The sequence below is a fragment of the Actinomycetospora sp. 2LY8.5 genome, from assembly GCF_057180585.1.
Window position 1 is genome coordinate 45,064 of the sequence record NZ_JBXUHE010000040.1, and the last position, 18,973, is coordinate 64,036.

Sequence of the window (18,973 nt, forward strand, 5' to 3'; positions counted from 1 at the left end):
CCGCGCCCCGTTTGTCGAACCTGGACCATTCTCTCGGTTCGGTCGTCTATCTGGGCCGCTGGGCTGGCGGCGTGTATGTGTGCTCCAAGGGCGAATTTTGTCGCCCACGAACAAGCACCGGCTACCGCCGGGTACGGCACACGTTCCGATCACGGCGCGGAGCCCTGACGCGCCGCATAGTCCTCGACGCCTGGGTCCCTCCCGGGAGGGTCCTGCGTGACAATCTCGTCGACGTCCGGCGCACGTCAGCGCGACCGTCGCCAATTGCGTCGGCGAATTTCGTCATGACGTGGAACGCTCGAATTGCGGCATGCCCGGCGGTCGTTGACCTTCGGACCGAGCGGTTCAAGACGGTCGTCTCTCCAGGGCTGATTCGGCCGTGCCCTGACGCAATCGAAGAGAGGAAACATGGGGAAACTGGACGGACAGGTCGCGTTCATCACCGGTGCGGCGCGAGGTCAGGGCCGCAGCCACGCCGTCCGCCTCGCGGAAGAGGGGGCCGACATCATCGCGGTGGACACCACGGCGGTGGTCGACACCGTGCCGTATCCGCTGGCCACAGCTGAGGACCTTGCTCAGGTCGTCCGGCAGGTGGAGGCGCTGGACCGACGGATCGTCGCTGCCGAGGCCGACGTCCGGGACCCCGCAGGTCTTGAGGCCGCCGTCGAGATGGGCATCGCGGAGTTCGGACGCCTGGACATCGTCGTCGCTAACGCGGGGATCTCGAGTCCGGCACCCACATTGAGCATGTCCGACCAGACGTGGCAGGACATGATAGACATCAATCTCACCGGCGTATGGAAATCGCTGAAGGCCTCCGTTCCGCACATCGTGAGAGGTGGTCGCGGCGGATCCGTTGTGATCATCAGCTCGCTGGCGGCGATCTACGCGAACGAGAACACCGCTCATTATGGAGCGTCGAAGGCGGGCCTGGTGATGTTGGCAAAGGTGATGGCCAAGGAGCTCGCGCCGCACAGCATCCGAGTCAACACGGTGCACCCGACGATGGTGAACACCGACATGATCCTCAACGACGCGATGTACCGGCTCTTCCGGCCAGACCTGGAGAACCCCACGAGGGAGGACTTCGAGGTGGCGACTCGCACCCTCAACAAGCTCCCCATCGCAGCCCTCGAGCCATCGGACATCTCAGAGACCATCCTGTTCCTCGTCTCCGACAGCGGCCGGTACATCACCGGCTCGATGCAGGTCGTGGACGCCGGTGGCCAGCTCTGACCGCGCCCGGTCCGGCACGAGGGCGCAGTGCACGCCGTGGGGGTACTGGAACTCGGTACGCTCATCGCCGGCCCGTGCTGTGGGCGGCTGCTCGCCGACTGCGGCGCGGACGTGATCAGATCGAAGGTCCGGACAGCACCCGATCCACTGCGCATGTAGCGCTCTTCCGGACTCGGAGTGCAAGAGCTCCATAGTGGAGCAGGGACCGGACGGTAGCGTGGCGACGTCCCCCGAACCGACCCAGACGGGGGCGTCGCGCTCGTAGCCACGTGATGGGACGCCTCGCCCTGCAGGGCCCGCCCAGAACGGACTTGGTCATCTGGTCGAGGAGACCATCAGCCCGGTCGAGCGGGCTACCGGCCACCTTGGCGTCGACCACCAGCAGGGCGTCGATCGCTTCGGGCTGCAGCGCCGCGTCCAACCGGCCAGGCTGCCGTGGCATCACCAATCGCCGACTGGGGATCTTCGTCGTCCACAGGGCGTCCTTCGCGACCGCCATGCCAATCACGGCAGTCAATGTCGTCCGTGTCGGACCCGCGCAACGTGTCCAGCGCCGTGACCGCCACGCACGCCGGCGTCGCGTTCTCGGAGCCACGCGAGAGGACCGCGCGGCTGCGGCCAGGCCCGATACGACATCGACGCACCCTGTAGCCAGAAGAGTCGGAGAGGTGCGAGCGTGTGAGGCACACGTCCGAGGAGCACTAGCCCGGTGCTCCTGGCCGGTTCAGACCGATCGAGACAGCTTGCGCGCCGACTCGGTCGCCAGCCGTCCCATTCTCTCCGTGCGTGCCCGCACGTTCTCTGACACGTCGATCATCGAGAGAGCCGCGACGACCTGGCCAGCGGAATCGAAGATGGGGGCGGCGACGGACGATAGGCCAATAGCAACCTCATCGAACGTGACAGCGTAGCCGCTGTGCCGGGCGAACGAGAGATGCTGGTCGAACTCCTCGACAGAGGCCGTAGTCCGTGGTGTCAGCTTCGGGAATCCGCACGTACGCCGTGCCTGCGCAAACGCTTCGTCGTGAGCTGCGACGATCTTGCCACCGCTCGCGGCATGGGAGGGAGTTCGTCGTCCGAACGGCATCAGTAGCTCGAGCCCGCGAGCGCTCTGCAACCGCTCGACGAATATCACGTCCACCCCGTCAGGCGTGGACAGCTGGACCGTGCTGCCGGTCCGTTGCCGGATTTCCTCGAGCAGCGGCATGGCCTCCTGGCGCAATCGTAGGCGGGTCGCAGCGAGTTGTCCGAGTTCGAATATGTGGAGACCCACCCGGTACCGGTTCGTGTCGCGGTTCTGCTCGATGAACCCGCGGCGGGACAACGTGGACAGGATCCTGTAGACCGTGCTCTTCGAGACTCCGAGCCGGCGACCGATCTCCGATACGCCGATCTCCTCGTCCGATACGAAGCAGTCGAGCACGTCCAGGGCCGTCAAGATCGAGCGCACCGTGACGTCGGCTTTCCCCGACGGTCCTCCGCTCACGTTGACCACCGCCACTGGTGTCTGTGGACATGACAGATCTGACCAGAGATCGATCGGCGCCGGGAGCATCTAGGCGAGGGCGTCAAGTTGATGCCCCTTCGCGTGCCCACCAACACATGATGCCCCGAAGGACGCGCGGACGCCAGTGGCGCACCGTGCGGACCCAGCTGGCGCGGTTCGCGCGTTCTACCCACCGAAACGACGCTTCCGGCGCGCGCGGGTGGCGAGGTCCACTGACGTCTAACAGGACCACGGAGGTGGATCGACCGCATGGCCAGAGTCGAGTCACGAGGCTACCGCGTCATGGTCGACGGCGTCGGGACCCACTATTACGACGCCGGTGACTGCGAGGGGACCTCGGTCCTGCTGCTTCACGGCTCCGGTCCTGGTGTCTCGGCCTGGGCGAACTGGAGCGGGACCTTGCGGACGTTGGCACAGCGGTTCCGCGTCGTCGCCCCTGACATCCTTGGCTTCGGGGATACCGAACGACCGCAGGGGACGGTGTACTCGGTCGAGGCGTGGGTCGACCACCTGATCGGCTTCCTCGACGCCCTGGGGCTCGACAAAGTGCACGTGGTCGGCAACAGCTTCGGAGGGGGGATGGCGTTGCGGCTCGCGCTCGAGAAGCGCGCGGAGCGACTTGTCCTCATGGGCAGTGTCGGACGCAGCTTCACGATAACCGCCGCCCTCGACGCCGTCTGGGGCTACACGCCGGAGCGGCAACAGATGCGTGAGCTGCTGGCTCTGTTCGCCTATGACCAGGGGCTCGTCACGGACGAAGTGGCCGAGGCCCGCCACGATGCGGCCGCACGACCAGAAGTCGCCGAGGCATGGGCCCGCATGTTCCCGCCGCCACGTCAGGCAGCGCTGGACCGCATGAGTCTGTCTGACGAAAGTCTCGCCTCGATCGAGCAGGAGACTTTGATTGTCCACGGCCGGGAGGACCGGGTGATCCCACTGGAGTCCTCCGTGCAGCTCAACATGATGATCCCTCGCTCCCAGCTCCATGTGTTCGGCCGATGTGGTCACTGGGTCCAGGTTGAGCAGGCTGAACGGTTCTGCGCCTTGGTGGGCGACTTTCTGGCGGAATAGGCACGCGAAGACGTTCGATCCGAAGGAGAAGAGATGGAAACATTGAGCACGGAGATCGCCCACCTCGCACGGGTCGAGTTGTTGACGCCCAACCCCGACGAGTCACTGCGGTTCTTCACTCAGCTGCTCGGAATGTACGAGGTCAGACGTGAGGGGCAGTCGGCGTACCTTCGCGGCTACGAGGATCCGTACGAGTGGAGCCTGAAGCTCACTGAGGCTCCCGAGGCTGGGCTCCGGCACTCCGCCCTGCGGACGCGGTCGGCGTCCGCTCTAGATCGTCGGGTGAAGTCCCTCCGGGATGGCAACGTCGACGGTCGGTGGCACGAGGACGAGTTCGGTTACGGGAAGACCTTTGCTTATCGCACGCCCGACGGCCACGAGTTCGCCCTGTTATGGGAGGCGCAGAAGTACGACGCGCCCGCAGAACTGCGCTCTCCGATCAAGTCGCGCGCCTCCAAGCGCCCACTCCAGGGCATCCCTGTGAAGCGACTCGATCACGTCAACCTCCTCGCTCGGGACGTTGCGGGCACCCGCGAGTCGCTTGAACGACACCTCGGCTACCTGACCCGTGAGCGCGTCGTCGACGGTGGGGACGAGATCGGTGCCTGGCTCTCGAGCAACCTGCTCGGTCACGAGATCGCAATTATGCGCGACGCCTACGGGGCTCGCGGGCGCCTGCACCACCTCGCCTTCTACTATGGGATTTACCAGCACAATGTCGATGCCGCCGAGATGTTTCGCGAGTACGGCATCAAGATCGAGGCCGGGCCCGACGTTCACGGGATCACCCAGGGCGCGTTCCTTTACGTTTTCGAGCCTGGCGGGAACCGGATCGAGCTGTTTGGCAACTCGGGGTTCCTGCACTTCGATCCGGACGGGGAGACGAAGACGTGGACGATGGAGGAGTTCGCTGCTGACGGGCTGGCGATCGGAGGCACCCAACTCCCCTCCGGGTTCTTCACCGAAGGCACTCCCATGATCTCGGCGGAGGCCGCTGCCGATCTCCAGCACCTGACTGTTTGACCGACAACCTGCTGGCGTCCTCCCGGTCCGGGCGGGCAGCCACGTCGAGCCGCCCACAGCCCGCCGCGTGTGTTCACGCAGTTCTCTCTAGTCGAAGCGCCGCCAGACCGCGGTCGACTCGGGCAAGTCGGCGGGCGTGGTGACACTTTTCGACCGGGTCTCGATGGCGCCAGCCATCGCGAGTCGGCGGTCGTGCGATCGGTACTCGATCTGGTCGGTTGAACGAGATGAGGAGGACGATATGTCGTCAACGGAGTTAGGTGGCATCAGGGACATCGAGGTTGATGTCGTCTCGGTTGGCGCGGGCCCGGGCGGCCTGATCGCGGCTATGGTGAGCCGCTCGCGCGGCTACAAGCCGCTGGTCATCGAAAGCAGCCCACACGTCGGAGGGACCTCGTCCCGGTCGCTCGGCGCATTGTGGTTCGCGGACAACCCCTGCCAGCGGGCCGCGGGCGTGGCGGACTCCGTGGACGACGGTCTGGACTACCTAGAGGCTGCGGTCGGCAACGCGGGACCAGCAACCGACACCGCCCGAAAGAGGGCGTACCTCGCGGGCGGACGGCGCATGCTCTCGTTCCTCGAGTCCGTTGGCTGCCGATTCTTCGTCGACCACTACCCCGACTACTACCCGGAGCTGCCGGGGGGCAAGTCCGACGGCCGGATGCTCAATTCGCCGCTGTTCGACGCGCGCCGCCTCGGTCCGGGCCGCAATTGGGTCGTCGACTCCAAGCAGTTCCCCCTGGGCGCGTTGATGAGCTCGATCGGGGACGCCAAGAAGATGTCGTTTGCCATGACGTCTCCGCGGGCGGCAGCGGCGGCGGCCGGTGTGCTCGCCAGGTCGTACTGGACGAAGTTGCGGGGCGTGCAGCCGTTGACGCTTGGCGCCGCCTACATCGGCCAGCTGCTCCACGCTGCACAGCAGCTGTCGATCCCAATCCTGCTGAACACCGAGATGGTGGACGTCCTACGGGAGGGTGACCGGGTCACCGGAGTCCTCGCCCGCACCAGCCGCGGGATGATGCGGATCCGAGCGCGGCGTGGCGTACTCCTCAACTGCGGCGGCTTCGCGCAGAGCCAGGAGCTCCGGGAGAAGTTCGGTCCGCACCCGGTCTCAACGGACTGGTCACTGACGGTCCCTGCGGACACCGGGGACGCCTACGCCCGCGGCACCGAGCTCGGCGCCGCGGTGGACAACCTCGACGAGGCGTACTGGTTCCCGCTGCTCATCGGCCCGACCGGGCAGCCTGAGCTGTTCTTCGCCGAGCGACACCAGCCTCACACCATGATCGTCGACTCTACGGGCAGCAGGTTCACCAACGAGGCGTGCAACTACATGGCCGTCGGCAAGGCGATGTACGAGCGCCAACGAGTCGTCCCCGCGGTACCAGCCTGGCTCATCCTCGACTCCCAGCACCGCAACCGCTTCCCGCTCGGCTCGTCGCTCCCCAGGCTGCGCCCCACCGCGTGGCTGCGAAGCGGGCACCTGAAGAAGGCCAGCTCGATCCGCGACCTCGCCGTGCAGTGCGGCATCGACCCGACGGGACTCGTCGAACAGGTCGCGAGGTTCAACGCCATGGCGCGCCGTGGAGTGGACGAGGACTTCCACCGGGGCGTGTCGGCCTACGACCAGGTGTACGGCGATCCGGCGGTGCAGCCCAATCCCTGTCTGGGCGCGCTGGAGCGGGCTCCGTTCTACGCGGTGCAGGTCGTGCCCGGCGACCTGGGCATGGCCGGCGGTCTGGTGACCGACGAGAACGCCGCAGTGTTGACCCCCGACGGGAAGCGCATCGAGGGGCTCTACGCCTGCGGAACGTCCGCCGCCAGCGTGATGGGGCGGATCTACGCCAGCGGCGGGATCTCGCTCGGTCAGTCATCGGCCTTCGGCTTCCTGGCCGCCGAGCACATGTGCGAGTCCCCCGCCACGGCCGCGTGAGGCGCGGCCGACGGGTACCGACGCGCCCCTTCCGCCGACGCCGAGCGAACTGGAGGCTCACTCATGACAACCACCGAGACCACCCCCGAGCAGCTGCTCGCCCAGGCGCGCGAGCTGCACGACGTCCTGCTGGAACGTGCACCCGACGCCGAGGAACGACGTCGGGTCTCCGACGACACCATCGAAGCCCTCGTCCAGAAGGGCTTCTTCGACTTGGTCGTCCCCCGGCGATGGGGTGGCCTCGGCGCGAGGTTGCAGGACCATCTCCGAGTGGCGGCCGAGCTGGCGAAGGGCTGCCCGGCGACGGCCTGGGTCTTCACCTTGATCAGCTACAGCACGGCGATGGCCGGAGCCTATCTGCCCGAGGAGGGCGCACGGACCATCCTCGGCGCACCGGGCGGGCGGCCGCTGGTGTGCGGGGTCAACGGTTTCAACGGGCGAGCCCGCCCGACCAGCGACGGCGGGTACCTCGTCTCCGGCACCTGGGGGTTCGCCAGCGGCTGCCTCCATGCGAATTGGTTCTTCGGCGGGGTCCGGATCGAGAACGCCGCCGCCGGCCCCGCCGAGGTCGGATTCGCCTTCATGCCGATGTCGGAACTGTCGATCAAAGACACCTGGCGGGTCGCCGGCATGCGGGCGACGGGGAGCAACACCGTCATCGCCGACGAGGTCCGAGTGCCCCGAGAGCTGATGATGACGTTGAGCGGCCGCCTCGCGCAGGAGGCGAATCCGGCGGCGGACGGTGAGTACATGGACCGGATCCCATTCGCGGCGATGTTCAGCGTCGCGCTGATGGGCCCGCTGCTCGGCGCCGTCGAAGGGGCTGCCACGGTCGTCGCACGCGATCTCCCCGACCGTGGCGTCTCCTACTTCGACTTCAGCAAGAAGACCGACTCCGGGGTCCTCAACGCCGAGTACGGGAAGGCGCGGATGAGCATCGACAGCGCCTGGCTGCACATCCTGCGCGCGGCGTCGACCCTCGAGGACGAGACGGTTGGCGGCCGCGCCCTGCCGCCCGCGGTGCGAGCGCGCTGCCGCATGGACACCTCGCACGGGGTGCGGCGGATGCAGGCGGCGATGAACGGACTCCTCGACCTCGGCGGAGCCTCGTCCTTCAGCGAGGGCAGCGTGGTGCAGCGGTACTGGAGGGACCTCAGTGTCGGCAGCCGTCATGCGTGGATCAATCCGACCCTCATGTACGAGGCGTTCGCCCGGGCCGAGTTCGAGCTTCCCGAGAACATCACCACCTACATCTGAGACGTGCCAGGAGACGGCCATGGTGGCGGCGCTGGACGCTGGGCGCTCGGAGGCAGTTCGCGCGGACGTCGGACGGACGACGGGACCGGAGATGAAGGACATGGATGTGCCACGAATCGCGATCGTCGGTGGTGGTATCGGCGGCCTGACCCTCGCGCTAACGCTGCGTCGATTCGGCGTCGAGGCAAACGTGTACGAGCATGCACCGGAGCTGCGGGAGGCCGGGGCCGCGGTGGGCCTGGCTGCCAACGGCACGCGTGTCCTGCGTAGGCTCGGCGTGGGCGAGCGGCTCACCGAGGTCTCCGTGGAGCCGACCGAGGTCGTGTACCGACACTGGTCGGACGGTGCCCGATCGATCGCGTTCCCGATGAGGGAGACCTACACGCAACGCTATGGTGCCGAGTTCCTCGGCCTGCACCGCGTGAGCCTCCAGACTGTGTTGGCCTCAGCGCTCGCCCCCGAGCGGCTGCACCTCGGCCACACACTGAAGGCGATCACCCAGCAGGCGGCGGAGATCGAGCTCACCTTCGCGAACGGCGCCACCGTGACCGCCGACGTCGTCGTCGGCGCCGACGGCGTCCACTCCGTGGTCCGAGACTGGGTCGTCCCCGAGGGCGTCGTTCCACAGTACTCGTCGACGTCGGCGTTCCGAGGAATCGTCCCCATCAACGCCCTACCGTCGCTGCCCGATCCGTTCGCGATTCAGTTCTGGATGGGGCCGGGTGCGCATATCCTCCACTATCCGATCGCCGGGGATCGCGTAAACTTCCTCGCAGTGGTCCCGGGCCCCGTCCCGTGGCCCGTCGATCGATGGTTGCAGGACGCGCCAGCGGGCACGGTCGAGGCCGAATTCGCCGGCTGGCATCACGCCGTAGTCGAGATGGTCACCGCATGCGAGCAGAGTCCGCGATGGGCGCTGTACTCGCTCCCGCCCCTGTCGTCATGGCATCGTGGCAACATCGTCCTGCTCGGCGACGCCGCGCACTCGATGCTGCCGCACCAGGGCCAGGGGGCGAACCAGACCATCGAGGACGCCTATCTGCTGGCGAGGTTGCTGGCCGACTGCACGGTCGCGGACCTCCCGGCAGCCCTGAGCACATTCGAGGCCCGCCGACGGACGCGCACAAGGCAGGTGCAGCGGGCGTCATGGGTGAACTCGGAGATCTTTCACCGGCCGGACGGCGCGACCTCGGCCGACCGCGATCGGGCGTTGCGCTCCCTGCCGGAGCAGCTGGACTGGATCCACGGCTACGACATCGCCGACGAACTCGACGCCCCAGGAAGGTGGCCGCACGCTCCCTCCGCCCGTTGACGTGGGTGGGTTGGCTGGAGTCGACTGCCGACCAGGTGTCCCATTGAGGTCCGCCGCAGCAGGCATGACCGCCTACCACCGGTACACCGGGAACCTTAGGGCGTCGAGAACCGGAGACAGGTGCTGAACGGGGCGGGTGATCTCAGCCCGGTGCCGGCGCGACCGGGACCCACCAAGCGAGCCGGCCCCGCGGAGCTTCCCTGCAGGCCACGGCCGCCGCCGGGCGCATCGCGACGCTGCTCGCGACGCCGCCGCTGGCGGCGCCGAGTACTCCGCGGGTCCCCGACGGTGCCGACGTGGAGTTCGAGAACGTGTCGTTCTCCTATGGGGAGGCCGCCACGCTGCAGGACATCGACCTGACGCTGCCCGCCGGCACCGTCACCGCGCTCGTCGGGCCGTCCGGAGCCAGCAAGTCGACGCTCGCGACGCTCGTTCCCCCGCTTCCACGACGTCGCCGCCGGCGCAGTGCGCGTCGGCGGCGTTCACGTGCGCGACATCGCCGCCGACGAGCTCTACCGCCACGTCGGCTTCGTGCTCCAGGACGTCGGGCTGCTGCGCGGCACCGTCGCCCACAACCTGCGGCTCGGCGCGCCGGACGCCACCGACGAGCAGGTCGAGGCGGCCGCCCGGGTCGCACGCATCCACGATCGCATCCTCGAGCTGCCCCGCGGCTACGACTTGGTGATCGGCGAGGACGCGGTGCTCTCCGGTGGCGAGGCCCAGCGCGTCTCGATCGCCCGGGCCCTGCTCGCCGATACCCCGGTGCTCGTCCTCGACGAGGCCACGGCGTTCGCCGACCCGGAGGCCGAGGCCGCCATCCAGGACGCACTGAGCGAGCTGGCGCACGGCCGCACCCTGCTCGTGATCGCGCACCGCTTGCCGAGCATCGCCGACGCCGACCAGATCGTCGTCCTCGACGGCGGCCGGGTCGTCGAGCGCGGCCGACACCACGACCTCGTGGCGGCGGGCGGACTCTACTCGCGGATGTGGAGCGCCCACGCCGCGGCCGAGGCCGCCGGCACCACGACGGAGGAGCGCTCGTGATCTCCCTGCTCTCGACCATCCTCGGTCCGTCGCACACGCCGGCGCTGCGACGCTTCCTGGCGTGGCTGGTGCTCTACGGGGTGCTGCAAGGGCTCTCCCTGGCGCTGCTCGTCCCGACCCTCTCGGCGTTGCTGGTCGGCGACACCGCCACGGCGGCGGGATGGCTCCCGATCATGCTGGCCGCCGTCGTCGCGACCTGCGTCGTCCACTACCTGCAGTCCATGTCGGGCTTCGCGGTCGCGCTGACGATCCTGCGCACCCTGCACCACCGCCTCGGCGACCACATCGTCACGCTGCCGCCGGGCTGGTTCAGCTCCGAGCGCATCGGTCGTCTCACCCGCAGCGCCACCACCGGCACCACGACCGTCGGCGGGGTCTGCGCACACCTGCTCGCGCCGCTGGTCACCGGCGTCGTCACCCCGGCGACGATCGCCGTGGTCATGCTGTTCCTCGACTGGCGCCTCGGCCTGGTCGCGGTGGTCGCGACGCCGGTGATCGCGCTCGCGTTCACCGCCAGCGCCCGCCTGATCGCCCGCACCGACCAGGCGGTCGACCAGGCCGGTGTCGTCGCCGGCAGCCGGGCCGTCGAGTTCGCCCGCCGCCAGCCGGTGCTGCGCGCGTTCGGCCGCGGCGCGGAGGGATACCGGCCCTTCTCGGACGCGATCGCCGAGCAGCGGGCCGCCGGGAGACGGTCGGTGTGGGCCAGCGTCCCGGGCTCGATCATGAGCGGCATCGCGGTACAGATGACCCTGTCGGCGATCATCGTCGTCGGCGCGGGGCTGGCCGTGGCCGGGTCGGTGCAGGCCGCCGTGCTCGTCGCGGTCATCGCGCTCGGGGCCCGGTTCGTCGGGCCGCTGGCCGACGTCGGCCTGCTCGCCGGGGCGCTGCGGATGGCCCGCAACGACCTCGCGCGCGTGGTCAGTATCCTCGACGAGCGCCCGCTGCCTGCGCCTGCGCAACCCGTGGCCGTCGAGGAGCCGGGGGCGATCGAATTCCGCGACGTCCGCTTCGGCTACGCCACCGAGCGCACGGTGCTCGACGGCGTCTCGTTCCGCGTCGCCCCGCGGACGATGGTGGCGCTGGTGGGGCCGTCCGGCTCCGGCAAGACGACGATCACCACGTTGATCGGGCGGGTTCCCCGACGTGGCGGACGGGTCGGTGCTGGTCGGCGGGGTCGACGTCCGCGAGCTGGACGACGCCGACATGCGCGGTCAGCTGTCGATGGTCTTCAGGACGTCTACCTGTTCGACGACACCCTCGAGGCCAACGTCCGCATGGGCCGCCCGGACGCCTCCGACGTCGACGTCGCCGAGGCGGCCCGGCTCGCCGGTCTCGACGAGGTCGTCGCGCAATTGCCCGATGGCTGGGCGACCGCGGTGGGGGAGGGCGGGGTGGCGCTCTCGGGTGGCGAGCGCCAGCGGGTGTCGGTCGCGCGGGCGATCCTCAAGGACGCGCCGATCGTGATGCTCGACGAGGCCACGGCTGCGCTCGATCCCGAGAACGCCACGGTCGTGACCCGGTCGATGCGCGCGCTCATGGCTCGGCGGACCCTCGTCGTGATCGCCCACCAGCTGCCGACGGTCGTCGCGGCCGACTGGATCCTCGTGCTCGGTGACGACGGCACGATCGCCGAACAGGGCCGACACGAGGACCTCCTCGCGAGGGGCGGTCGCTATACCGTGTTCTGGGAGGTGCGTCGGCGCGCCCGCGGGTGGCGGATCGGCGCTTGACGGCGACGCCTCGCGACCCAGCGCGACCAGGTCTCCGGCCGCCGCCGGCTCGTCCTCTGTCGTTAGAAGGCGGTAGCGGTCGAGATCGGCGAGGGCGACCCTCGCGCCGGTTCGGACGAGCTCCTCGGCGATCCCGCGCCTGATCCCTTGGGTCCCGCCGGTTACCAACGCCTCGCGCCCCGCGACGTCCCGCATCTCTCTGCTGTCGATGCATCAAGTGTAGCGATACAGCTACTGCATTTAGGTGCTGACTGTAATACTTCGCGTCGTGAGCGAGGAGATGGGTCGGCGGGAGCGCAAGAAGCTCGCCACGCGCCGCGCGCTGGTCGATGCGGCGGTGGAGCTGTTCACCGAGCAGGGCTTCGAGGAGACCACGGTCGCGCAGATCGCCGAGAAGGCGGATGTCAGCACCCGCACGTTCTTCCTGCACTTCGTGACCAAGGAGGACGTGCTCGCCGGTGAGGCTGATGCACGGGTCGACCTTGGCCTGAAGGTCATCGCCGAACGGGTCCCCGGTGAGGGCCCCGACGACGCGTTCACGCGGGCGATGCGGGCCATGATCGACCAGCCTGAAGAGATGACGCAGCTCCGGGGCCTGCAGTATCGGTTCGCCCCGGAGGTGCCGTCGGTCCAGGCGAACCTGCTGCACCGCCGTCTCGAGTCAGAGCGCCGGTTTGCCGCAGTGTTGCTCGAGCTGTTCCCCGACGAGCTCGACGAGATCGGCGCGAAGGCCACCGTCGCTGCGGTCATGGCCGCCACTTATGCCGCAGCGATCACCGCGCTCGCCCGCGGGGAGCCGATGGAGGGCATCCGGGAGGCGATGCACCGGGCGGTCGAGATCGGTATGTGGGGCCGCCGCCGGAACGGATGAGCGGGGCCCGTGCGGGGCCGAGTCTCTGGGTCACCCATGGGTGGTCCGGCTGCCGTCGCAGGGCGGCCGCGGCATCTTCCCGTCGCCCGCGGCACTGCGTGTCGGCGCTACCAGGCTGGCGAGCGCGCTGGCGGCGATCGTCCCCGTGATCACGGTCAGCGACAGCCAGATCGGCACCGCCGGCACCGGCACCGGGTGACCGTCGTTGACGAACGGCACGTTGTTCTCGTGGAGGGCGTGCAGGACCAGCTTCACACCGATGAACGCGAGGATGACCGACAGGCCGTGGGCCAGGTAGACCAGCCGCTCCAGCAGCCCGCCGATGAGGAAGTACAGCTGGCGCAGCCCGAGCAGGGCGAACGCGTTGGCGGTGAACACCAGGAACGGCTCCGGGGTCAGGCCGAAGATCGCCGGGATCGAGTCGAACGCGAACAGCAGGTCGGTCAGACCGATCGCCACGATGACGAGCGCCATCGGGGTGAGCATTCGTGTCCCGTGGACACGAGTGGTCAGCTTCGCGCCGTCGTAGTCCGGGGAGGTGGGCAGGACCCGGCGCACCACACGGATCAGGCGGGAGTCACCGGCGTCGGAGGGGTCCGCGCCGTCGGGGGACAGCGCCTCCCGCAGCTGTGACCAGGCGAGCCAGAACAGGATGATCGCGAACAGGTAGAACGCGGCGACGAACCGCTCGATGACCACCGCCCCGACCGCGACGAATGCGCCGCGCATGACGATCGCGATCGCGATGCCGATCAGCAGCACCCTCTGTTGGTGCATCCTCGGCACCGCGAAGCTGGTCATGATCAGCAGGAAGACGAAGAGGTTGTCGACCGAGAGCGCCTTCTCGGTGAGCCAGCCGGCCAGGTACTCGCCGCCGTACTGCCAGCCGGAGAAGGCCCCGACGCCGACGCCGAAGAGCAGGGCGACGGCGATGTAGCCGGCCGACCAGATCGCGGACTCGCGCAGCGTCGGCTCGTGCGGATCGCGGGCGTGCCCGGCGAAGTCGAACACCAGCATGCCGACGACGACGCCGATCGTCGCCAGCCACATCCAGAGGGGTACGGACACGGGCGGTCCTCCAGCGCAGCTCGGAGCGCTGAAGGTCTCCTCCGCCCACCTCGGGTGGACCGGCGCCACCGGGCCAGCCTGTCCTGGTCCGTACTGACGACGACGCCGCGTCGGGAGTACTCCCCTTCGGGGTCGACGCTAGGGCAGGATGGCCGATCTCGACACCCAGGAGCCACGCGACGAAGGTCACTCTAACTGCACTTGATGTATAGATGCACTCAATGCACGATGCGGGATCCCGCAATGAGGGGTGATCGATTCTCACGGAGCACGCCACCGTCGCCGCCTCCCCGCCGGGACGGGCAGTGTCGCGTTCGACCGTCGATCGTCGTGGAGCGGCACTGCCCGATCATGGGCGCAGCGCCCAGGTGGAAGCCGCGTGATCGAAAGAGGACTAAGTGGCATTGACGCATTGGGCATTCGTCTACACGGCAGCGGGCAGCCCACCCGAGGGAAGGTTCAGCACAGAGGACACCTGCTCTTGCCGGACGGTGGTCGTCGGTATCCCGGGTCCCGAGCACGTCCTCGAGGTTGCTCGGCAGCTGGTAGCCGACGGCGTGCAGCTCATCGAGCTATGCGGCGGGTTCGGCCCGGTGTGGGCGGGCAAAGTCGTCGAAACGATCGACGGTGCAGTGCCGGTGGGAGTGGTCGGGTACGGACCCGAGGCCGTCGACCAGCTCCACGCGATCTTCGCTTGACTCGCGGCCCTGCTGGTGCCTGGAGCAGCGCGTGCCTCTGACCCGGATCACGGTGTCGCCGCACATGCCCCAGGCCGGCCGACCATTGCCCGCACACGGGCGGGCGCACTCGTGTCCATCCGGCTCAGGGCACAGCCGGATGGCCGGGCGCGTCGCAGCGGTACGGGTGTTGCAGCGGGAACGGTGGGGATCGGCAGGGGAACCCCGACAGTCGGCAATGCTCCGCGCCGGCAGAACGGGCCGGCCCCGAGGTGCCTGGCCGCCGAACCGAGGCTGCCGGCACTGGTCACCCGCGTGGCTCATGGCACCCGTGGGGCGGGCAGGCCGACTACCAGGCTACGGGCAGCTCGTGGAGGCCGTAGACGATGCTGTCGTGCTTGTAGGGCAGCTCGTCGGCCGGCACGGGGAGGTGCAGGGTGGGGATGCGCGCGAGCAGGGCGGAGAGCGCGATCTCGAGCTCGAGTCGGGCGAGGTGCTGCCCGAGGCACTGGTGCACGCCGTAGCCGAAGCCGACGTGGTGGCGGCTTCCGCGGTGAATGTCGAACCGGTCGGGCTCGGTGAAGGTGCCGGGGTCCCAGTTGGCGGCGGCCAGTAGGGCGATGACCCCCTCGCCGGCGCGGATGGTCGTGGCGCTGAGCTCGGTGTCCTCGGTCGCGATCCGGGTGGTGATGAGGTCGGCGATGCTTAGGTGGCGCAGCAGCTCCTCGACCGCGTGGGGGAGCAGGTCGGGGTCTGCCCGCAGCGCCGCGAGCTGGTCGGGGTGCTCGAGCAGCGCCACGGTGCCCAGGGAGATCATGTTCGCGGTGGTCTCGTGGCCCGCGTTGAGCAGCATCAGGCACATCATCACCAGCTCGTCGCGGCCGAGCCGGCCAGTGGGTTCGAGCTGCTCGGTGACCAGCTTGCTCAGCAGGTCGTCGCCGGGCTCGGCCTGCTTGCGGGTGATCAGCCGGTCCATGTAGGTGCGCAGCTCGCCGACGGCGGCCGCGGAGTGCTCCGCGCTCGCTCCGGACACGACGACCTTGCTCCTGCTCTGGAAGAACTCGTGGTCGGCGTAGGGGACACCGAGCAGTTGGCAGATCACCAGCGACGGCACGGGGAGCGCGAACGCCTCGACCAGGTCGACCGGCGGGGTCTGGGCGAGCAGGTGCTCGAGCTGGCCGTCCACGATGGACTGGATGCCCGGCCGCATCGTCTTGATCCGCTTGACCGTGAACTCCGGGATGAGCATGCGCCGGTAGAAGGTGTGCTGGGGCGGGTCCATGCGGATGAACGGCGGTCGCCGCAGGATCTGCGCTGCGCCCGGGACGAGGGCGGGAAAGCCGGGGCGGGTGCCGTCGGCGCTGAACGCCGGGCTGCTCAGCACGGTCCGGACATCCTCGTATCGGGTCACCAGCCACGCGGTGTCGCCGGTCGGTAGCGCCACCCGGGACACGGGTTGTTCGGTGCGCAGTCGCTCGTACTCCGGCGGTGGGGCGAACGGGCACTGCCGCGGGGACGGGAAGTTCCGGTTGTCGGGGATCGCGGTTCGAGGCACCGGACACTCCAAACTAAGTGGAAGAAAATCCTCCGTTTGATGGGGGCGGTAAGCTACCACAAACGGAGGGCTTCCCTCCATATACAGGGTTCAGGGAGTGGAGTGCCAGGTGGTCGACAGCGGGCCCCGGCTGCGGGCGGACGCCCGCCGTCACCGCGCGCAGATCGTCGACGCCGCTCGCGAGGTCTTCCTCGAGCAGGGCGTCCAGGCTCCGCTGGAGGAGATCGCCCGTCGCGCGGGCGTCGGCGTGGCCACGCTCTACCGCCGGTTCCCCGACCGGCGCGCGCTGGTCTGGCAGGTCGCCTGGGAGAACATGGCCGTCGTCGGGGAGGAGATGGACGGCGCCGTCGCGGAACATGCGGACGCCTGGGGTGCGTTGGCGCAGCTCATCCGCCGCCTGGTGCGCCGCCGGGTCGGTGTCTTCACGCCCGTGCTGGCACCCGCCCTGGAGGAGGACCTGCGGGCCGAGGGGGGAGCGCTGAAGGCGCAGCGCAACGAGCTCCTCGAGCGCATGGAGGACCTCGTTCGCACAGCCCAGCACGACGGGCAGCTCCGCCGGGGTGTCACCCCGATCGACATCGTGCTCGGGATCATCAAACTGTCCCGTCCACTGCCTGTCATCGGCGCCGAGCTCAACGAGGTGCTGATCGACCAGCAGCTGGAGCTGTTCCTCGGCGGTCTGCATGCCGTGGCGCTGGACGCCACCGAGCCGCTGCGCCGGCAGCGCCTGACCCTCCACGAGCTGGACCGTCACCTCGGGGCGGCGGACTAGCCGGCGCCGTCCTTCTCCGCCCGGCGCTCAGGAAGACCCTTAGTGATCGAAGCTCCACGGGATGGCCTGGGGCCTCGACGTGGCGCGGGCCCGCTGCGGGCCCGCGCGAGCCATGAGGTGGCTGGCAGGTGCTCGAAAGTCTCGATCGCCGCCAGCAGCGGCAGGGGCGTCACCGCGGCGCAGCCACTCGCCATGCAGCAGCTCGGTCCCGACACCGATCCTCGAGCGGCGGGAGGAGGACCTGGTCATCCGAAGTCGAGGTCGGGCCCCAGGACGCCGTACAGGGCCCGGAGACACATCTGTCGCAGTTCGTCGCGGGAGATGGTGTCAGTGGTCAGCCATTCCAGGCAGAGGGTGCGGATGAACGTCAGCCAGGCCAGGACGGCGGCCGCCGCGAGGTCGCGGGAGTGCCCGGAGACCCCGACCGCCGCGATCAGCCGGTCGCGCAGCTCGACGAGCTCGTCGGTGATGATCGTCTGGATGGCCGGGTCGCCGGCGAGGGTGCGGTTGGCCGCCAGCACGGCGTGCCGGTTGGCCTCGAAGTAGTCGAGGTGGGCGTCGAGCCCGGCGCCGATCTGGTCGGTGAGGTCGCGCTCGGGGTCGAACCGGCTCTCGGCCAGCAGGTCGCTCACCGCGCGGCGGTACACCGCGGCGAAGAGATCACGCTTGGTGGGGAAGTAGCGATACAGCAGCCCGCGGGACACCTCGGCCTGCGCGGCGATCCGGTCCATGCGCACCTCGTCGTAGGGGTGCGCGGCGAACGACCGCGCCGCGACGGCGACCAACTGGGCGCGCCGGTCGTCGGGCGAGAGACGGGTCCGCGGAGGCACTCGCCCAGGCTACTTGACACGTGTTCACTGGCCCGGTCACAGTTAATTCACACGTGTCTAGTAAGGAGGTCGTGGGGTGGCTCGTGTTCTGCGAGGGTTGGTGTGGGCGATGGGTGCCGCCTGCCTGCCCATCGGGGTTGTGCACCTGCTGTGGGGCAACGGGTCCGTGCCGGGACTGTCCGACGCAGGACCGACGGTCGACAGCCGGGAGCGCTTCTACGGGGGGCTCTTCGCCGGCTACGGCGCAGCGTGGCTGTGGGTCGCCGCGCAGAGTCCGGTGCCGGCGCGCCCGGTGCGCTGGCTGACCGCGGTCTTCTGGATCGGCGGCCTGGGGCGACTGCTGTCGCTCGGGGTGGCCGGTCGGCCGCACTCGTTCCAAGTGGTGCTGACCGGGATCGAGGTCGGGTTGCCGCCGGTGCTGCTCGGGCTGGCCGACGCGGACGAGAAGCGCAGCCGGTCCGGGTTCGCCGCCAACCGGCCCTCGTCCAGTTCGCCCGCAGAGCTACCTGCGTCGGTCGGGCGGCGTGGCATGGAGCGGAAACACACCGGACCAATCACCCCCCTTCCTAGTTGTACCCTCCCGGTATGCCAGGTCAGCAGCCGCAGAACCCCCGAACCAGCCCGCGGACCGGTCGGGAGTACCTGCGGGTGTCGCTGGACCGCTCGGGGCGGGCGCGGTCGGTTGACGAGCAGCACGACGACAACGCCCGCGACGCGGCCCGCGAGGCGATCGTGTTGGGCGAGGCGTACCGGGACAACTCGCGGTCGGCGTCGCGGTACGCCACCAAGGCCCGCGACGACTTCGACCGGCTGATGGCCGATCTCGCCTCCGGGGCGTTCGGTGCGGACGTGCTGGTGTTGTGGGAGTCCTCGCGCGGGTCGCGGCGCGTCGGGGAGTGGGTCGAGCTGATCGAGGCCTGCGAACGCGCCGGAGTCCGGATTCGGGTGACCACCCACGACGAGCCTGTCAATCTGTCTGTGTAAGTTGATCTGTCGGTGGTCAGGTGAGGTAGGGGCCGATGCGGTCGGGGTAGGCCAGCGCGAGGGCGCCGAGGGCTGGTTTCCAGCCTTGGACGACGCCGCCTTC

The 18,973-nt window shown here is 69.1% G+C and carries 17 protein-coding genes and 1 pseudogene; 14 read left to right on the forward strand and 4 right to left on the reverse strand.

Features of this window, described 5'->3' with window-relative positions; all coding sequences use genetic code 11:
• Positions 1-408: 408 nt before the first annotated feature.
• Together AC2A1K_RS29285 and AC2A1K_RS29290 are read left to right on the forward strand one after the other, a co-directional pair.
• Positions 409-1,236 carry a mycofactocin-coupled SDR family oxidoreductase gene (locus AC2A1K_RS29285; protein WP_483899873.1) on the forward strand — a complete coding sequence of 276 codons (828 nt, stop codon included), beginning with the start codon at positions 409-411 and terminating at the stop codon, positions 1,234-1,236.
• A 36-nt stretch (positions 1,237-1,272) separates the two neighbouring features.
• Positions 1,273-1,395: a CoA transferase gene (locus AC2A1K_RS29290; RefSeq protein WP_483899874.1), complete on the forward strand. Its 123-nt coding sequence runs from the start codon at positions 1,273-1,275 to the stop codon at positions 1,393-1,395.
• Between the two features lie 565 nt (positions 1,396-1,960).
• On the opposite strand, the gene AC2A1K_RS29295 is transcribed toward AC2A1K_RS29290, so the two are convergent.
• Positions 1,961-2,722, reverse strand: a complete 762-nt coding sequence (locus AC2A1K_RS29295) for an IclR family transcriptional regulator (protein WP_483899875.1) — start codon at positions 2,720-2,722, stop codon at positions 1,961-1,963.
• Between the two features lie 303 nt (positions 2,723-3,025).
• Here AC2A1K_RS29295 and AC2A1K_RS29300 point away from each other — a divergent pair, with 303 nt between their 5' ends.
• The 8 genes from AC2A1K_RS29300 to AC2A1K_RS29335 all read left to right on the forward strand — a co-directional run bounded on the left by AC2A1K_RS29300 (position 3,026) and on the right by AC2A1K_RS29335 (position 12,984).
• Positions 3,026-3,814: an alpha/beta fold hydrolase gene (locus tag AC2A1K_RS29300; protein WP_483899876.1), complete on the forward strand. Its 789-nt coding sequence runs from the start codon at positions 3,026-3,028 to the stop codon at positions 3,812-3,814.
• A gap of 33 nt (positions 3,815-3,847) precedes the next feature.
• On the forward strand, positions 3,848-4,837 hold the full coding sequence (locus AC2A1K_RS29305; RefSeq protein WP_483899877.1) for a VOC family protein: 990 nt from the start codon (positions 3,848-3,850) through the stop codon (positions 4,835-4,837).
• 163 nt (positions 4,838-5,000) lie between these two features.
• Positions 5,001-6,770 (forward strand): FAD-binding protein, encoded by a 1,770-nt coding sequence (locus tag AC2A1K_RS29310; RefSeq protein WP_483899878.1) that lies wholly within the window; start codon positions 5,001-5,003, stop codon positions 6,768-6,770.
• Positions 6,771-6,833: 63 nt separating this feature from the next.
• Positions 6,834-8,027, forward strand: a complete 1,194-nt coding sequence (locus tag AC2A1K_RS29315; RefSeq protein WP_483899879.1) for an acyl-CoA dehydrogenase family protein — start codon at positions 6,834-6,836, stop codon at positions 8,025-8,027.
• A 19-nt stretch (positions 8,028-8,046) separates the two neighbouring features.
• Positions 8,047-9,339, forward strand: coding sequence for an FAD-dependent oxidoreductase (locus AC2A1K_RS29320; RefSeq protein ID WP_483899880.1), 1,293 nt, complete (start codon positions 8,047-8,049; stop codon positions 9,337-9,339).
• 486 nt (positions 9,340-9,825) lie between these two features.
• Entirely contained in the window at positions 9,826-10,383 is a 558-nt protein-coding gene (locus AC2A1K_RS29325; RefSeq protein WP_483899881.1) for an ATP-binding cassette domain-containing protein, read from the forward strand.
• Positions 10,380-12,113, forward strand: a complete 1,734-nt coding sequence (locus tag AC2A1K_RS29330) for an ABC transporter ATP-binding protein (protein ID WP_483899882.1) — start codon at positions 10,380-10,382, stop codon at positions 12,111-12,113. The genes AC2A1K_RS29325 and AC2A1K_RS29330 overlap by 4 nt, the downstream gene beginning before the upstream one ends.
• Positions 12,114-12,381: 268 nt before the next feature.
• The gene (locus AC2A1K_RS29335; RefSeq protein WP_483899883.1) at positions 12,382-12,984 is read left to right on the forward strand and encodes a TetR/AcrR family transcriptional regulator; all 603 of its coding nucleotides are present in this window, start codon (positions 12,382-12,384) and stop codon (positions 12,982-12,984) included.
• 30 nt (positions 12,985-13,014) lie between these two features.
• On the opposite strand, the gene AC2A1K_RS29340 is transcribed toward AC2A1K_RS29335, so the two are convergent.
• A complete protein-coding gene (locus AC2A1K_RS29340; RefSeq protein ID WP_483899884.1) occupies positions 13,015-14,052 on the reverse strand; it encodes a TerC family protein in 1,038 nt (345 codons plus the stop codon).
• A 398-nt stretch (positions 14,053-14,450) separates the two neighbouring features.
• On the opposite strand from AC2A1K_RS29340, the gene AC2A1K_RS29345 reads away from it, so the two are divergent.
• The gene (locus AC2A1K_RS29345; RefSeq protein ID WP_483899885.1) at positions 14,451-14,750 is read left to right on the forward strand and encodes a DUF6506 family protein; all 300 of its coding nucleotides are present in this window, start codon (positions 14,451-14,453) and stop codon (positions 14,748-14,750) included.
• 328 nt (positions 14,751-15,078) lie between these two features.
• On the opposite strand, the gene AC2A1K_RS29350 is transcribed toward AC2A1K_RS29345, so the two are convergent.
• A complete protein-coding gene (locus AC2A1K_RS29350; RefSeq protein WP_483899886.1) occupies positions 15,079-16,284 on the reverse strand; it encodes a cytochrome P450 in 1,206 nt (401 codons plus the stop codon).
• A gap of 109 nt (positions 16,285-16,393) precedes the next feature.
• On the opposite strand from AC2A1K_RS29350, the gene AC2A1K_RS29355 reads away from it, so the two are divergent.
• Positions 16,394-17,056, forward strand: a complete 663-nt coding sequence (locus AC2A1K_RS29355) for a TetR/AcrR family transcriptional regulator (RefSeq protein ID WP_483899887.1) — start codon at positions 16,394-16,396, stop codon at positions 17,054-17,056.
• A gap of 245 nt (positions 17,057-17,301) precedes the next feature.
• Here the strand turns inward: AC2A1K_RS29355 and AC2A1K_RS29360 are convergent, their stop codons facing one another.
• A complete protein-coding gene (locus AC2A1K_RS29360) occupies positions 17,302-17,886 on the reverse strand; it encodes a TetR/AcrR family transcriptional regulator (protein ID WP_483899888.1) in 585 nt (194 codons plus the stop codon).
• A gap of 109 nt (positions 17,887-17,995) precedes the next feature.
• Here AC2A1K_RS29360 and AC2A1K_RS29365 point away from each other — a divergent pair.
• Positions 17,996-18,253, forward strand: a pseudogene (locus tag AC2A1K_RS29365) (DUF4345 domain-containing protein); the annotation flags it as partial.
• A gap of 218 nt (positions 18,254-18,471) precedes the next feature.
• On the forward strand, positions 18,472-18,870 hold the full coding sequence (locus AC2A1K_RS29370) for a recombinase family protein (RefSeq protein ID WP_483899889.1): 399 nt from the start codon (positions 18,472-18,474) through the stop codon (positions 18,868-18,870).
• The last annotated feature ends 103 nt before the right edge of the window (positions 18,871-18,973 follow it).

Bases quoted from the DNA above. Each gene is read 5' to 3' on its own strand.
- AC2A1K_RS29285 (WP_483899873.1), top strand. From the start codon at position 409: ATGGGGAAACTGGACGGACAGGTCGCGTTCATCACCGGTGCGGCGCGA.
- AC2A1K_RS29300 (WP_483899876.1), top strand. From the start codon at position 3,026: ATGGTCGACGGCGTCGGGACCCACTATTACGACGCCGGTGACTGCGAG.
- AC2A1K_RS29310 (WP_483899878.1), top strand. From the start codon at position 5,001: ATGGCGCCAGCCATCGCGAGTCGGCGGTCGTGCGATCGGTACTCGATC.
- AC2A1K_RS29370 (WP_483899889.1), top strand. From the start codon at position 18,472: ATGCCAGGTCAGCAGCCGCAGAACCCCCGAACCAGCCCGCGGACCGGT.
- AC2A1K_RS29320 (WP_483899880.1), top strand. From the start codon at position 8,047: ATGGTGGCGGCGCTGGACGCTGGGCGCTCGGAGGCAGTTCGCGCGGAC.
- AC2A1K_RS29305 (WP_483899877.1), top strand. From the start codon at position 3,848: ATGGAAACATTGAGCACGGAGATCGCCCACCTCGCACGGGTCGAGTTG.
- AC2A1K_RS29315 (WP_483899879.1), top strand. From the start codon at position 6,834: ATGACAACCACCGAGACCACCCCCGAGCAGCTGCTCGCCCAGGCGCGC.